The organism is Pontibacterium sinense (genome assembly GCF_015209595.1).
GTDB lineage: Bacteria > Pseudomonadota > Gammaproteobacteria > Pseudomonadales > Balneatricaceae > Pontibacterium > Pontibacterium sinense.
In genome coordinates, this window is the sequence record NZ_JADEYS010000011.1 from 77,549 (window position 1) to 92,756 (window position 15,208).

Annotated in this window: 14 protein-coding genes and 1 pseudogene; 8 read left to right on the top strand and 7 right to left on the bottom strand. The window is 50.2% G+C overall.

Annotated elements, in window-relative coordinates; genetic code table 11:
- Positions 1-68: 68 nt before the first annotated feature.
- Positions 69-1,817, top strand: coding sequence for a bifunctional protein-serine/threonine kinase/phosphatase (locus tag IOQ59_RS12060; protein ID WP_228050864.1), 1,749 nt, complete (start codon positions 69-71; stop codon positions 1,815-1,817).
- A gap of 13 nt (positions 1,818-1,830) precedes the next feature.
- On the opposite strand, the gene IOQ59_RS12065 is transcribed toward IOQ59_RS12060, so the two are convergent.
- The 3 genes from IOQ59_RS12065 to hisI are packed head-to-tail and all read right to left on the bottom strand — an operon-like array spanning position 1,831 to position 4,614.
- Positions 1,831-3,168 (bottom strand): dihydroorotase, encoded by a 1,338-nt coding sequence (locus IOQ59_RS12065; RefSeq protein WP_193953622.1) that lies wholly within the window; start codon positions 3,166-3,168, stop codon positions 1,831-1,833.
- Positions 3,169-3,182: 14 nt separating this feature from the next.
- Positions 3,183-4,169, bottom strand: a complete 987-nt coding sequence (gene folE2 / locus IOQ59_RS12070) for a GTP cyclohydrolase FolE2 (protein WP_228050865.1) — start codon at positions 4,167-4,169, stop codon at positions 3,183-3,185.
- Positions 4,162-4,614, bottom strand: a complete 453-nt coding sequence (hisI, locus tag IOQ59_RS12075) for a phosphoribosyl-AMP cyclohydrolase (protein ID WP_193953624.1) — start codon at positions 4,612-4,614, stop codon at positions 4,162-4,164. Before hisI ends, folE2 begins: the two co-directional genes overlap by 8 nt.
- A 168-nt stretch (positions 4,615-4,782) precedes the next feature.
- Here hisI and IOQ59_RS12080 point away from each other — a divergent pair, with 168 nt between their 5' ends.
- The 4 genes from IOQ59_RS12080 (at position 4,783) to IOQ59_RS12095 (ending at position 8,182) form a co-directional block, all read left to right on the top strand.
- The gene (locus IOQ59_RS12080; protein WP_193953626.1) at positions 4,783-5,439 is read left to right on the top strand and encodes a DUF1826 domain-containing protein; all 657 of its coding nucleotides are present in this window, start codon (positions 4,783-4,785) and stop codon (positions 5,437-5,439) included.
- Between the two features lie 473 nt (positions 5,440-5,912).
- Positions 5,913-6,566 (top strand): CDP-alcohol phosphatidyltransferase family protein, encoded by a 654-nt coding sequence (locus tag IOQ59_RS12085; protein WP_193953628.1) that lies wholly within the window; start codon positions 5,913-5,915, stop codon positions 6,564-6,566.
- A 72-nt stretch (positions 6,567-6,638) separates the two neighbouring features.
- Positions 6,639-7,082 carry an FAD synthase family protein gene (locus IOQ59_RS12090; protein ID WP_193953630.1) on the top strand — a complete coding sequence of 148 codons (444 nt, stop codon included), beginning with the start codon at positions 6,639-6,641 and terminating at the stop codon, positions 7,080-7,082.
- An 890-nt stretch (positions 7,083-7,972) separates the two neighbouring features.
- Entirely contained in the window at positions 7,973-8,182 is a 210-nt protein-coding gene (locus IOQ59_RS12095) for a cold-shock protein (RefSeq protein ID WP_193953632.1), read from the top strand.
- A gap of 199 nt (positions 8,183-8,381) precedes the next feature.
- Here the strand turns inward: IOQ59_RS12095 and IOQ59_RS12100 are convergent, their stop codons facing one another.
- Complete coding sequence (locus IOQ59_RS12100; RefSeq protein ID WP_193953634.1) at positions 8,382-8,852, bottom strand: hypothetical protein; 471 nt, start codon at positions 8,850-8,852, stop codon at positions 8,382-8,384.
- Positions 8,853-9,288: 436 nt separating this feature from the next.
- Between IOQ59_RS12100 and IOQ59_RS12105 the strand changes: the two are divergent.
- Positions 9,289-9,471 (top strand): annotated as a pseudogene (locus IOQ59_RS12105) (transposase); the annotation flags it as partial.
- A gap of 277 nt (positions 9,472-9,748) precedes the next feature.
- Here the strand turns inward: IOQ59_RS12105 and IOQ59_RS12110 are convergent.
- Positions 9,749-11,767, bottom strand: a complete 2,019-nt coding sequence (locus IOQ59_RS12110; protein ID WP_193953636.1) for a serine hydrolase domain-containing protein — start codon at positions 11,765-11,767, stop codon at positions 9,749-9,751.
- Between the two features lie 133 nt (positions 11,768-11,900).
- The gene (locus IOQ59_RS12115) at positions 11,901-12,830 is read right to left on the bottom strand and encodes a DMT family transporter (protein ID WP_193953637.1); all 930 of its coding nucleotides are present in this window, start codon (positions 12,828-12,830) and stop codon (positions 11,901-11,903) included.
- Positions 12,831-12,941: 111 nt separating this feature from the next.
- Between IOQ59_RS12115 and IOQ59_RS12120 the strand changes: the two genes are divergently transcribed.
- Positions 12,942-13,853, top strand: coding sequence for a LysR family transcriptional regulator (locus IOQ59_RS12120; protein WP_193953639.1), 912 nt, complete (start codon positions 12,942-12,944; stop codon positions 13,851-13,853).
- A 123-nt stretch (positions 13,854-13,976) separates the two neighbouring features.
- On the opposite strand, the gene IOQ59_RS12125 is transcribed toward IOQ59_RS12120, so the two are convergent.
- Positions 13,977-14,510 carry a dihydrofolate reductase family protein gene (locus IOQ59_RS12125; protein WP_193953641.1) on the bottom strand — a complete coding sequence of 178 codons (534 nt, stop codon included), beginning with the start codon at positions 14,508-14,510 and terminating at the stop codon, positions 13,977-13,979.
- 120 nt (positions 14,511-14,630) lie between these two features.
- Here IOQ59_RS12125 and IOQ59_RS12130 point away from each other — a divergent pair, with 120 nt between their 5' ends.
- Positions 14,631-15,185 carry a TetR/AcrR family transcriptional regulator gene (locus IOQ59_RS12130; RefSeq protein ID WP_193953643.1) on the top strand — a complete coding sequence of 185 codons (555 nt, stop codon included), beginning with the start codon at positions 14,631-14,633 and terminating at the stop codon, positions 15,183-15,185.
- The last annotated feature ends 23 nt before the right edge of the window (positions 15,186-15,208 follow it).

Below are 15,208 nucleotides of genomic sequence, written 5' to 3' on the forward strand. Positions count from 1 at the left end.
ATGCATTCCCACGCGGGAGCATGGGAACGAGGTATCCGCAGGACCTGACTGACACTGCCACGAGAATCATGATGACCAGTAAACAGCCACCTCAAAAACAACTCAGCATCCGCTTTGGCGGCCGCTCCACTGCCGGTGTAAAAGCGGTTAATCAGGATGCCTTTGCCGCACAACAGCCTGACGGCAGCGAGCTGGAGTTTAAGGGTGTGGCGGCGGCCATCGCCGATGGTGTCAGCAGTTGTGCGGATTCTCAAATCGCCAGTCAAACCTGCGTCACCGGGTTTATTCAGGACTATTTCAGTACCCCCCACAGCTGGAGTGTGAAGCACTCTGTGTCGCGGGTCCTGACCGGCCTGAACAACTGGCTGCATCAGGAAAATATTCAGGCACGACGTGAGAAAGACAGCATGCTTTGCACCTTCTCCGCGCTGGTCATTAAATCCAATACCCTGCACTGGTTCCACGTGGGGGACTCCCGCATCTACCGTTTTCACAACGGTGAGCTAGAGCTGCTTACCAAAGACCACACCCGCCGTGAAGCAGGACGTAACTATCTGTCCCGCGCCATGGGGGGTGATCAACACCTCGAAGTTGATTACAACTCGGCGGTGCTGGAGGAAGGCGCATTGCTTCTGCTCACCACCGATGGGGTGCACGAATTCCTGAAACCGGCCCAGATCAGCAGCACGCTGACCGATGCCGGAGACGATCTGGAAAAAGCCGCCGCCGATCTGGTGCAACAGGCTGAAGAACAAGGCAGCGACGATAACCTCACCGCCCTGCTCATCTCAGTGGATCAACTGCCTCAGGAAACGCTCGACGAAAGTCATCACCGGGTGACCCAGCTACCGATCCCCCCGGTACTGGCGGCAGGTAATAAGATTGACGGTTACGAAGTGCTGGATGTGATCTTCAGCGGCACCCGCAGTCATATGTATCAGGTGAAGGATCTCGAAACCGGTCAGCACTATGTGCTCAAAGCACCCTCGATGAACTTCAGTGAAGATACCGTCTATCTGGATGGGTTTATTCGCGAGGAATGGGTCGGCCAGAAGGTCAACCATCCGAACGTGATGAAGACCTATAAACCCACTCACGCCAAACGTTTCCTTTACTATCTGGGTGAACATATCGAGGGGATGACCCTGCGAGACTGGATGAACGACCATCCCAACCCGGGACTGGATGAAGTCCGTCGACTGGCCTCGCAGATTATCCAGGGACTGCGCGCGTTTCAGCGTGCAGATATGTTGCATCAGGATCTGAAACCGGAAAATATCATGATTGATATGGACGGTCGGGTGAAGATTCTGGACTTCGGCACCGTACGAATCGCCGGTATCGAAGAGATGAGTTCACCACTGGATAAGTCGGTGCCTCAGGGTTCGGTCAACTATGTTGCACCTGAGTACCTGATGGCCGAAATGGGAACCTTCCGCTCTGATATGTTCTCACTGGCGGTCATTGTGTATGAGATGTTGACCGGTCAGCTGCCGTTTGACGAGCGCAATATCAAGCAGGTAGAGATCAATCACTACTCTGAGTTCAGCTACACCCCGGCAATCCAGCACCGCCGGGATCTCCCGCTCTGGATGGAGGGCTGTTTGCGAAAAGCCCTGCAACCTAACCCCATCCATCGCTACGATGCCTATTCCGAATTTATTCAGGATCTGACCGTTCCCAACTCGCATCTGGAAGCCAAAGTACGGCACCAACCCCTGCTGGAGAAAAACCCCACCCGTGTCTGGCAAGGGATCGCCGCGCTGCTGTTGCTGCTCAACCTGGTACAGCTGATGCTTCAGGATACGGTGGGTTAACGTCTGAGACCCTTTATCGGTTGAAACGCAACGCCTGAGCCGCATCGGTGTTGGCGATCACTTGAGTGCCATCAAACACCTCCACTCCGTTGACAAAGGTCTGGCAGATTCGAGCCCGGAAGCGTTCCCCAGCAAACGGTGTCCAACCACACTTGTAACGCACCGAACCATCCTCTACCTGCTGTTCAACGTTCAGATCCACCAGCACCAGATCGGCGGCATACCCTTCGCGAATAAACCCGCGTTGCGCGACCTGATAACGTATGGCCGGATTATGGCAGGCTTTCTGTACGATCTGCTCCAGCGAAAATACACCCTGATGATAGAGTTCCAGCAACATCGGCAAAGCATGTTCCACCAACGGCAAGCCCGCTGGAGCCTGCATATAGGGCTGGTTTTTTTCGCTCAGCAGGTGAGGGGCGTGGTCGGTGGCGATCACATCGATCAGATCACTTCTGACCGCTTCACGCAGTGCGTCCCGGTCGCTTAATGATTTCACCGCCGGGTTACATTTGATGCGATTACCCTTCTCAGAATAATCCAGGTCACTGAACCAGAGATGGTGCACACAGGCCTCAGCGGTAATCCGTTTATCCACCAGATCTCCGGCGGTAAACAGCGCCAGCTCTTTCGCGGTGGTCAGGTGTAAGACGTGCAGATTACTACCATGCTGCTTAGCCAGCGCCACCGCCATCGAACTTGAGGTATAACAGGCGTCCACATCACGGATCAGCGGATGCATCTCCACCGGCACCTCGCCGCCATACTGTACGCTGATCCGTTCGGCATTGGCGTCAATCATCCGGCTGTCTTCACAGTGAGTCGCGATCAGGATCGGGCTGTCACGGAAGATCAAATCCAGCGCGTCAGGATCATCCACCAGCAGATTTCCGGTGGAAGCCCCCATAAACACTTTCACGCCACAGACACGGGTCGGATCAATCGCACGGATCTGGTCGATATTGTGATTGCTGGCGCCAAGATAAAACGAGTAATTCGCCACCGAGCGCTGCGCGGCCCGCGCAAACTTTCTCTCCAGCGCATCCATATTCAGCGTGGGTGGATCTACGTTAGGCATCTCCATATAGCTCGTGATTCCACCGGCTACAGCTGCCGCCGATTCGCTGGCAATATCACCTTTATGGGTCAGTCCCGGCTCACGAAAGTGGACCTGATCGTCGATCATGCCCGGCAACAAATGAAGGCCGCTGGCGTCGATTACGCGATCTGCTGTTTTGTGTTGCAGATCGCTGCCAATCGCCTCAATCTGGCCCTCTTTAATCAGCACGTCACAGGTACGTTGCTTGCCTTCGTTGACCATACAGGCGTTCAAAATCAGTGTGCTATTCATAGTCTTTTTCTCGGTTACCAAGACAACTGAGGCGTAAAACCACCCACCAGACCACGGGTGGTGATGGCGACGGCGTTATGGGCATGTAAACTCTCTTCGTGCGATACCTTGAGCCAGAAGTCACGCACCAAAGTTTCATCCATCAACGCAGCCTGAATGCGGCGGGCGGCATCTTCGCAGAACATCAGATTCTGACCGTTCAACGCTGCGAACGCCTGCTCATCTTCACGCTTCACCGCGGTTTGCACCGGCGTTTGCAAGGCATTTTCGACACAGTTGATAAGATGGACCAGCGGGAAACTGCCCGTCTCGGAACAGCTATCCAGCCGCAGTTTCAGATAGGCCCAGGAACGCTGGCTATGGGGTGTGGCAACAGAACCGCGCTCGCTCAAGAGCCACTCACTGATCTGCGTTTTGCTGAGTGAGGTTTGGTCGGCAAAGTCCTGCTGTAACGCCTCCTCCAATAGCTGACGGGAGAGGGATGCGGAGCACGGGCAGGTGCTGGAATAGGGCACACTCAGCTTCAGATCGATCTCCACCTCGCCACCGTGTAACTCCGCATCGATCTCGACCGGATAGGCCTTCCAGCCCGAATTCTCACTTTTCAGCGCAGGCCGGTTGAGCAACAGATCGAAACTCAGGTGCAGACGCACTGCATCACTGATTCCGTTCTGGCTCTCACACTGGTCAAGCATCAGCTCACTCAGCAATTTGGGTGTCAGCGGCTGCTCAGCACATCGCGCCTGCAACAGCAGATAGAGCCGGGACATATGGATGCCCTTGGTGGCCGGATCGGTGATATTTACAAAAGTCTGCACGCTGGTATCACAGTGCACCCGGCCCTGATCCCGATCGTTCAACGTTATAGGTAACGCAATGCCCGCCATCCCCACCCAGTCCAACGAAGATTGCACGGCAGCCGCGCTGGAACGGGCAACATCCGGCAGCGTACGAACCGATTGAGCGTCCTGCTCTGCGTTGGGATTGACCATCTTATTCATCGCCAGACTCCCCTCCAGATTCAACGCTAGGCATGGTCTGGTTTACACGCACCACCTGTTCGCCGGGGCTGAATGAGAAATAGAAACAGTTGTCACGCCCGGTATGGCAAGCACCGGCCTTCTGATCGGCCAGACAGAGCAAGGTATCTCCGTCACAATCGGCCCGCAGTTCGATCAGCCGTTGCAGATGGCCGCTGCTCTCCCCTTTTTTCCACAGTTGATCGCGGGAGCGAGACCAGTAGGTCACCCACCCCGTCCTCAGGCTCAGGTCCAACGACTCCCGGTTCATCCAGGCCATCATCAATACCTCGCCACTGTCGTGCTGTTGAGTGATCACCGGAATCAGGCCATCGGCGGTCCAGGCGAGCTGGTCTAAAAATTCATCTTGTGGAAATTCAGTGCCCTGCGGGCTCGGTTCGATCTTTTGGAAGAAAGCACGTGTCATCGGGGTAATCGTTATTCGTTGGCTATGGTTGGATGGCACAACCCTCTGCCCTCACGATTGCTCAGAACACAGTGGGCTGTACCACTTATCTTATAATTGTTATAACATAACATAACAAAAGACAGTTAACCCTTTGCCAACAATCCCCGACATCGACAAACCATAATAATGAATACAGCAACACACGCGGCCTTAACTCAGCAGCCCAGTCAGCAACTCAAGCGCATTGCACGTATCAGTGATCAAGCCGAAGTTCTGGGCGAGATCTATCAACCCGACGTTAATCTGGCCGTCTGGCAGCGCGATCTGGGAGCGGAGATAGAACACTACATGGCCCAACTCGCCGACTCTAACCGGCAGGTCAATCTGCGCTGCCTAATCGGCACCGGCGATGAGATGCATGAAGAAACCAGCACGCAGCTCAACCGGGTTCTACCTGACTTCATCGGTAAGGATGCCCTGACCAACAATATCTGCGAACTGGTGGAGATGTACCAGTGCCTGTTTGAACCACAGCAGATCGGCATCCGTCTGGCTACACTCAATCGCGCCATGTGTCCGAAGTTCCATGTGGACTACCTACCCGCTCGTATGGTGACGACCTACAGTGGCGCAGGCACCCACTGGTTGCCGAACCCGGAAGATGGCAGTCCTCGAATTCCGGAAATAGAACCGGAGCATTTCGAACAGATCAGTGCTGGAGATGTGGCCTTGCTGAAAGGGGATGGTTGGTTCGAGAATGAAGGTTTTGGAGTGGTACACCGGTCACCGCCGGTAGCCGAGGGCGAAACGCGGATGTTTCTATCGTTGGATTTTGCGGACTGAGGTTCCAAGGAGTAAGTCCTTATCGGCCGCTTTCGATCCAAAGAAGTCTCTCAGACTAGTCCTGCATAGGCTGAACTTCCCCCAGATTAACGGATACCTTTAATCGGCGAACACTATATCGCCAAAATAGCTTGCAACTGGCAAGAAAACCTAAGCCGTACGAGACGATACAAATTAAAAATTTAACCGCTGTGCGCCTGACCAAATAGAGCGTATAGTGACGTAGTTAGTCTTTCCCTGTATCGAGCCTACTGGCCAACACGCCTCTATCCTCCTTATAGCGACTCTAAATTTGCATGTAAGCAAATAGAGTCGATTCATAGTACCTACCGTTTGTGCTTCTCAAGCTTAATGAGAATAGCCAGTCTTTTAACGTATCTCTGTGCTTTTGAGCAGCGAGATGCTGCGCGTGATATTTTTTTAGCGTGATGTAGGTGCGTTCTTGATTTGTACTTATTCCTTTTAGGAGCTCCATGACTACCGGCATTGAAGAAACTCAAAAGTTACAACCTACCATTATTTCCTATGTGAAAGACCTCCCTAATGTGTGTTCACTTGCCGGCTTAGCTTGCACAATATTGGCGATCTATTTCAGTATTATTGGCGTTTACTACGCAGCAATGATTGGCATGATCTGGGCAGTTGCCTTTGACTGGGCCGATGGTCTGGTTGCGCGAAGAATGAAGGGGCGTACAGGCAGTGACCGAATTTTTGGTGGTCAACTCGATCTGCTCATAGACATTGTTAGCTATGGTGTCGCCCCGGCGATCCTTTTGCTTAGTTATGGAGCGTTCGACCCTATATTTTTGCCAGCCGCTTTCATTGTACTCGCTGCCAGTGCGATACGCTTAAGTTACTTCAGTACCTTCGGCTTGTCTGACGAATCCAAATACACCGGGTTGGCGCTGGACAACAACAACATCCTATTGGTTTCTATATTTCTTTTAGAAAGTGTTCTTCCTAGTGAAATATTCACAGTGATCCTCTATGTCAGTGCTCTAGGGCTGGCCGCTCTCAATGTGTCTCAGATTAAAACGCCCAAATTTTCTGGCAATCCGCGAAATGTTTTTTTGCTTGCGTTTTATACGCTTGGAATTACGGGAATTTATGCTTGGAAGCTTTTATAGTCAGTATTAGCACTGGTAAAACTGCCTGTAAAAAACGGTACTGATAATTATTTTTGAGGAATTAAATAGCATATGATTGTATATACCGTAGGTACTTTTGATTTGTTGCATGTGGGACATCTTGCTTTACTGGAGTACTGTAAATCATTGGGTGGTGTTTTAGCCGTTGGCGTTGCTTCAGATCGTGTTGTGAATTCTTACAAGCCCAATGTGCCTGTTATTCCTCTTGATCAACGCATGGAAATGCTGAGAGCTTTGCGTTGTGTTGATATTGTGCGCCCCTACGATGAACTTGAATATGTGTCTGGTTGCAAAGAACTGAATGCTGATATTTTCGTGATTGGCGAAGATTGGGGGAATAAGCCCCACAATATCGCGGTGGAGTCTTATCTTAAATCGGCAGGAAAGCAGATCAAGCAAGTACTTTATAACCCCCGTACTTCATCAACCTCGATAAAACAAAATGTCATTGCTCAATCTTATAATGTAAGCAATTTAAAGACTACTGTAGCGTAGTGGCTTAATTAACAGGAATAAGTTTGACTACTACGGAGTCCTCTGGACATCTCCTTCCGTTCGGCCAAGGTAAGAGATAATCTTGATCGTTTCCTTTATCGAGGTCGAATTCCTCCACTGGGAGCCTCCAGCAAACGCAACAGTCGGGGGGCTGCTTGACCTTCCCTAGAGGTGAGGCTCTCCGTAACCATATGCAACTCCAAATGCGACATCGGGAAGAATGGGGATGTTTTTTATGCCCTAAACAAAGATCGAAAATAGTACGAAGATCATAATAGGTTCACCCATTATCACCCCTACTTTAGCAGAATATTACGCTATTTTAGAGGATGTCCGCTCCGTGCCGTTAAGCGACCACCCAGGTCGTTACAACCTGCTAACTGCTGGTCACTGGGTAAAGAAGTCGGTTTACGACCCAAAGCGGTCATCAATAGTAAGAGAAAGCTGCTCAAAATAGTCAGAAATATGACCACTAGACCTCATCATAGTTACGTGATCCCCCGTTCGCCGGAGGAAAAACGGTCACAGTAATTATTGGTATGGCATTGGACTATAGTGTGACCATCCGGTGAATACGCCCCACAAACAGTGTTGGAGTGCGCCTTTGGCTCAGATGGATAGGCCAGCTATAACAGGGAGGTAGATGGAGAAAACGTGGTGCACCCGGAGGGATTCGAACCCCGAGCAACAGGATAGAAATAGTTTGCCCCAGACTAATTTTCTGTATGTTATTTGACCGGCCTGATGCTTTATTACCTATTTATGCACGTCATTTCGACGTTTTTCTCAATTCCTCGTCCTGTTTTCATAAGTACAACGTAAAAATTCCTGCATTTTTTTGCCTGCTTCAGGCGGTTCACTCATTTCCAAAAAAAAATAGGATACAAATTATGTCTAATAGGACGACTGGCACAGTTAAATGGTTTAATGATGAGAAAGGCTTTGGCTTTATCGAACAACAATCCGGACCCGATGTTTTTGCCCACTTCAGCGCAAATGCTGGCGACGGCTTCAAAAGCCTTCAGGAAGGCCAGCAGGTTGAATTCTCTGTGACTCAAGGTCAAAAAGGCCCACAAGCAGAGAACATCCGTCCTCTGTAAGTTTTAAATTGGTTTAATTCAATTTAAAACTGCTGGGAGCATGGTTTTATTTTGTTCCCTCAAACAATCACTGTTCCCCACCCTACATTAAAGCTTCACTATTTCCAGATCAGACAACGGTTGTGGTGTGTAGCCACGAGCATTAATGAAACGTTCAAAAAAGGACGCGAAAAACCGTCAGCGCGGTTCAGTATGGACATTATTCGTTTTTTTCGATGTCCTTCTTGATTGTATCCAATCTTTCTTTTTGCTCCTCGCTATTTTGCATCTGCGTCGAACCAGTTTTGTGAGGAGCGGTAAAACGCTCAGTGTTATCTAGCGCCTCGGATAGTTCTTCCAACCTTTCGCTGATTGAACGAAAGAGCATTAAGTCCAGCTGATCCACATCTTTAAGCGCCTGAGTTGACTGCCAGAGCAGGAGCGGAAGTGATTCCAGGATAGTGTGTTCTATGGATTGCATCTCTAATTTGGACTGTAGTTTCTTGCGATCCTCTAGCCATAACACAAGCTCTTTTACCTCCTCAATGAATAGTTCTGCCGCTACATGGGGAGGGACTCGGTCAACTCCGGCATTGAATGAGGCCACATTGATTTGGGTTTCCTTACCCGAATCTTTATCTTTGATAATACGAATGCAATCAATCGTTTCGCCTTTGGTAATGAATTCCATAAGCACCTTCTCACTCTGTGTCAGCTTCAGAGACAACCTAAAATTTAGACTTAGAGAAGAATAATTGCCAACATATAGTCTTGGGCCAATATCTGATTGGTCACGTATGTTATTCCTTGCAGACCTAATGTGGGGGTTAGCTGCGAGTTAAGGAGGATCACCAGCAAAAATAAAAACCAGATTGTTGGGAAAGTCTGGTTTGTGCCGTTAAGCGACAGCCTTAGTCTCTACCGCATTAGCGTCATACTTCAGTCTGCTCTGCCATTTCCCAAAAGCGTCTTCTACGTCAGTTCCCAGCTAACTGACGGTGCTTTCCAGATTACTGTGCCCCAGGAACTGCTGCTGCACGGCCCTGAGGTCCTTAGTTCGTTTATAGATCAGCACTGGTTTGGCTCGCCTCATCGAGTGAGTTCCGTAGACGGAAACTTCAAGACCGATCCATTCTGAATATTTAAAGGCGAGTATTCGTGCCAAAGTGGAACATCTATTCCGTATCATCAAGTGCCAGTTCGGCTTTACCAAGGCTCGCTTCAGGAGAATGCGGAAGAACGACAATAAACTCGCCATGCTTTTTGCGTTGGCAAATGTCGTTCGGGTGATTCAAATGCTGAGGACCTAAGATCAGTGCGTCCGTGGGCTGGGAAACAGATCCGCAGATAATAGAATGCGAATGAAAAGCAGCGAGTTCAACTGAAATCCCGAGAAAAGGCTTGTTGTTGTAATAAGAGACTTAAACAAAGTACTGCCAGGGATAAGCCTACGCTACGTTTCGGTTTGCTCCAGAGCGCAACGTTATACGCTTTTCGTAGCTCCTTTACCGCCAATAGCCTTTTCAGCTCGTCGGTCTCAGCTTAGGTTGCACGTCCATACGAACCCCCTTCGTCTGCGGGCCAGTATTAGTAGGACCACAGTCGCACACCGATCAAGCCCTCGCTTATCAAAAAGATCGCGGTGCCGATACAGGCGATCGACACCAGGCGCGACCAGTTACGCAACAGGAGCCCCCCCTGTGCCGGGAGAAACAGCCTAATAGCCAAATAAAGGCTAATCAGAGTGAACGCGAGCGTGCCAAGGAATAACGACAGAGTCGAGACTGACATGCGCAGCAGGACGTGGATATCTGTCAGCGTTACCACTGTCAATGTAAGTGAACCGTAGAGGCTGAGCGAAGCGAGGAATGGGGGCAACACCACGCCTGTAGGTATTGATATCATCTTGCCGAAAAGTCGCGCGCCCAACCAGACGAGGCCGAAGAGTAGTGAGGAGAGCATAAGCAACTGAGCTAAGCCTGTGGCAATAGGCTGAAACCAGGCCCATAGCGCGGATATCTTACGCATCTGGCCTTCAAAGCCACTTTGTAGATAGGTGGCTCCCTGCTCGTCTGTAACCAGAAAGCGCGTTGCAACGGGCTGATCTTCTGTGCGGAAGCTGTTTTCGCTGACCGGGATCAGTTCCGTTTTTTCGCTCCCCAACAAGGGCTTTTCGTACAGACGCCCCTCTTCCATCCATACGTGTCTCAGCCACACGAACCTAATAACGAAGTTCGTGATCTGGGTGCGCGGCGTCACCGCCTGATAGTACCCCGTGACACGCTGGAGCTGGCTGGCGTCCAGTCTAACGGATGGCTTTTTGGTGGGAACCCGGGCCGCGATTAGAAACTCCGCGATGCGCTCAGCAATGTCGTTGAGCTTGCCGTCGAGTTTGTTGATCGACACGAAATAGCCGACATCTAACTCAGGTGAGTATGCGGTCGTCGCTATAAAACCAGTTATGCTACCACCGTGGCCGTGAAACTGATGTCCGCCCATGATGGACGCGTGATTCCCGAGCCCATAGCCGAAGTCATGACCGGCTTTCGCCGCCAGGGTTGTGGTCGGCCGTTCCATCCGCGCTATGGTTTCAGAACGAAAAACCTGGAGGCTGTCGAGTTGGCCTCGGTTGATCATCATGCGTAGGTAATGACTCATTTCGAGAGCCGAGGTGTTTATCGCTCCCGATGGCCGGACAATGATGTGTTCGTAGATCGACTCGGTTTCTCCGTTAGCCTGGTAGCCCTTGGCCAGCACACCTTCTCGGGGAATCTTGAAGGTCGTATTGGCCATGCCTAAAGGCTCGAACACATGCTCCTTCACATAGCTCTCGAACTCCTGCCCAGTCACTGCTTCCAGCACTAAGGCGGCTATCGCTGGCCCGGAATTTGCGTAAGACATGTGGGTTCCGGGTGGCCATCGACTGGTTCTTGAATGGGGATGGAAGGCCAGTCCAGCCTCTAGAGTGATGTTGGGGTCGTCCATTTTGCCTATCTCGACAAAATGCATGTCATCAAACCCGGTGGTGTGCTCCAACAGGTGCGCCACGGTGATCGGATGCGTCTCCGCCCAGGGGTTTTGGTATTCGAGTTCCGGAACCAGCTTGCGAATAGGGGTATCAAGATTCAGCCGGCCTTGTTCCACAAGCTTCAGCAGGGCCAGCGCAGTGAACGACTTGGTGACCGAGCCTATGCGAAACAAGGTGTCAGCCGTGACATCCACGTTATCGGCAACGTCGGCTTTACCCAGTCCGCCGGCCCAGACAATCTCGTCACCCGTGACGAGAGCAACCGAGGCACCCGGAATACCCGCCTCGTCCATCATCGCCTGGATGTCTGCCTTTAACTGCTCAAGGCCGTCAGATGAATACTGACCGATTTGCCCAAAGGCCGGGGATACGACGCACATGACGACCGCAATAATCACCCACGCATGTAGAGTTGTTTTCATGATTTCCTTCTTTTCGCGGTGGATGGTATCAGCTTCGCCATCCAGCCACCTGGATGCTCCAAGGGACTTTTCATCACGGGTTCTGCCAACTACACCCAGTGCCGCCAACGACGAGGGGTGGAATAAAAAGTTACGTTTCCGGACAGGGTAGTGCATGGCGTATAACTAGGCGTGCGTGGCAAGGGACGTTGCCTTGATGCCTAAAGCGGAAATAGTTAAACGCTACTTACATTGCCAATGGCGTAATGGAGGCAACCAGCCATAACATCCAACTGCTATCCTTGCGACCTCAACAACGTTTTCGCTTCCGCACCAGTTTTGGAAAGCGGGTTGGAAAGGACTTCATTTCCAACATGCAGAGACCGGCGATACTGATTGCTACACCCAACATCTGGGTTGCGTCCAAGGTTTCTCCTAATAGCAAACACGCAAACAACAAGGTGATGGCAGGTCCAGACAGGGAGACCAAGCTAGCACGACGAGCTCCGCACCGTTTGATGGCTTCATACAGTAGAAAAAAAGGGATCACCGTGCAGACTGTGGCGATCAACACACTCCACCCAGCCCCCTCTGGGGTGTACTCCATGGTAAAACCCCTACCGCTACCCGCCAGAAACAATACCACTAATATCAACGTGACGGTGTTGCTCGCGGCAGTAAAGCGACTGGAACTAAGTTGCTTCAAAATCATCTGACTGTAGATCAGATAGAACGCATAGGTAACAGATGCCGCCAACGCCCAAACGATCCCCTTAAGGGTCTCACTAGACAGCGGGGTATCCCCCTGAGGCGACACGACCAACAGCAGGCCGCTATAGCTCACGGTAAAGGCAACCAAATGTTGTCCGGTGGGTAAACGCCGTTCCATTAGTGCAGCGATCAGCACCACAAACAGTGGAAATGTAAACAAAATCAATCGTGATAATCCGGCATCGATATAAGACAAAGCCGTGAAATCAAAATAAGTAGCGAGGAAAAACAAGGTCCCGGTCCCCGCGCAGTGTCCCCATTGTCTACCATCAATACCTCCTGTTGCCCCATATACAACGCGCGCACCGATCCAAAATAATGGAACGGCGATGGCAAAACGTACCAGCATCAGAAAATCCACGTCAGTATCAGCGGCAAAAACGAACTTGGCTAGTATTCCCTTGAACGACAGCGCGATTGTCGCCATCAGGACGAACAGAAAGCTAGGGTCATTGGGCTTGAGGTGCATTGGCTCGATACCCTCTTTTGCGGTTCGGTCTGGGTATTATTGCCAAGCTGAGATATTAATCTATATCCTAATAATTCTTTCAGATATTAAAATTTATTATATCATTTAAGAATGGACTCTAAACATCTACGCAGTTTTCTACATATCTCCGAACTTGGCAGCATCAGTAAGGCTGCCGAACGTCTAAATTTGACCCAACCTGCGCTCAGTCGGCAATTAAAAATTCTGGAGGAGGAAGCCGGAATGCGCCTTCTGCAACGGACCGGACGCGGGGTCAGCCTTACCGATGCAGGGCGTTTGTTGGCACAACGGGCACAATCAGTCATCAGCGAACTGGAGAAAATTAGCAGCGAATTAGCAGCAATAAAGGGCACTGTAAGGGGAGAACTCTGCATTGGTTTTCCCCCTAGTGTCGGTCTACGATTGGCCGGTCCGGTGGTCCAGCGGTTCCATTCCGAATATCCCGATGTACAGTTACGAGTAGAACAACTCATTTCAGGGACACTGGAACAGAAACTGCTCGCAGGACGTATCGATCTGGGTGTGTTGTTTGACGGTACCATCAGCCCTAATTTGCGCACCGAGCCACTATGGCAAGAGCAGTTGGCTGTCATTGCCCATCCGCAGATCGGACTTGATGCATACAGCTCACTCTCCCTGAAGCAGGCACTGCAACTACCGTTAATCCTCCCCAAGGCCCCTCATAACCTCCGGGACATGTTGGAGCAGCAAGCATTTCGGGAAGGTATCCCGTTGAACGTGGAGATCGAAGTGGATTCCCTGATGATCCAATTGGCGCTGGTACGTCGAAATCTTGGTTGCTCTATCATGCCAGCCGCTCTGTGCCAGACTGAGCTGTTGGCAGATATGCTTACTTCTACAGATATTGTTGATCCTGAGCTGACCCGCACTGCACTATTGGCGTGGTCTAAGGACCATCCTTTGACCACCGCTGGCCATATCATGGCTGAGATGGTGCGCGCATGTGCGGCAGATAACAAAGATGGAGAAATATTCTCCTAGAGAGCTTTTGGATTCCGTCGCAGAATGATTGAGTGATCCATTGAATCCACAGCCGGAAGCGGACATTTGAATCGACGATGTTGGATAGCTTTGATCAACCAATTGACGTCATTTACTGCCAAATTATCGCTTGCGTCGATAGTGGGTCTGAACCAAAGCATCCAAATGAACCTGGGTGCTGATATGTTCAAATGCTAATGGTTCAGCCAAAGTCCCGAAGAGCGGCACGCCTCCCCCCAGCAGTATCGGTAGTTGTGTAATGATCAACTCGTCAATCATGTCGGCATCCAGAAAGCTCTGGATAGTTTTGCCACCATCAACATATAAGTCGGTAAAACCTCTTTGATTCAGGGATTCAACAACTTCAGATAATGAGCCTGAAATTATCTCTGCTTTATCACTATACGCCTCTGGAATAGAAGTCATTGTGTCACTAAGTACAAAGACAGGCATAGGGTAAGGCCATTCCACATCGAAGCCACATACGGTCTCAAATGTATTTCTCCCCATAATCAAGGCATCGATTTTTTCCATAAAATCAACCCAGCCTAAATCAAGGTTATCTGGATTTGGAATACTGTGAAGCCAGCCCAATCCCCCATCTTTATCAGCAATGTAACCATCTAGGCTGGTAGCGATGTACACGATCTTCGACATAAAACCCTCTAACAACAAAGCCTTGCAAAAACTGGAATTGGATCAAGATGAGCTTGTATTAACTCTTTGCTCAAATTAATATTCTACAATGTAGAATATATATGCTATCGAGGTTTTGTAATGGCTGTCAAGGCGAGGAAACGTGGGCGTCCTGCCCAAGATCAAAGTCAATTAACTGCCGAACTTATTGTTTTAAGTGCACGAAGGCTGATGCAGGAGAACGGTAAGGTTCCAAGTATTCGTCAGGTTTCTAGTGTTTTGGGAGTTGACCCAATGGCCATTTATCACTATTTCTCAAGTAAATCTGTACTTCTTGAGGCACTGACGATCTCGTTGATCGAGGATATCTACGATCCCAAAGAAGGTAGAAAGTGGCAAGATGAGCTGGAGCAGTTGTGTAAAAGTTACTTGGAATTGCTGAGAACGCATCCAGGACTGTTAGAGACCTTGCTATCCATAAAAGCGTTTGGGCCAGCACAGGTATTCAATCAGCGTTTAGCAATAATATTGGCTCCGCTTGAGCTTTCACAATCAGCTTTTACTCAGGCTCAGGATCTATTAGTTGATTACATGCATGGAGTCGCTTTAGCTATTCAGTGCAATCCAGATAATTTGTCGTCGAATTGTATTGATGGCCCTCTTAGTTTGATTCGTTTAGGGCTGGAGAGTAGATGACAAATACAACAATCTAGTGATAT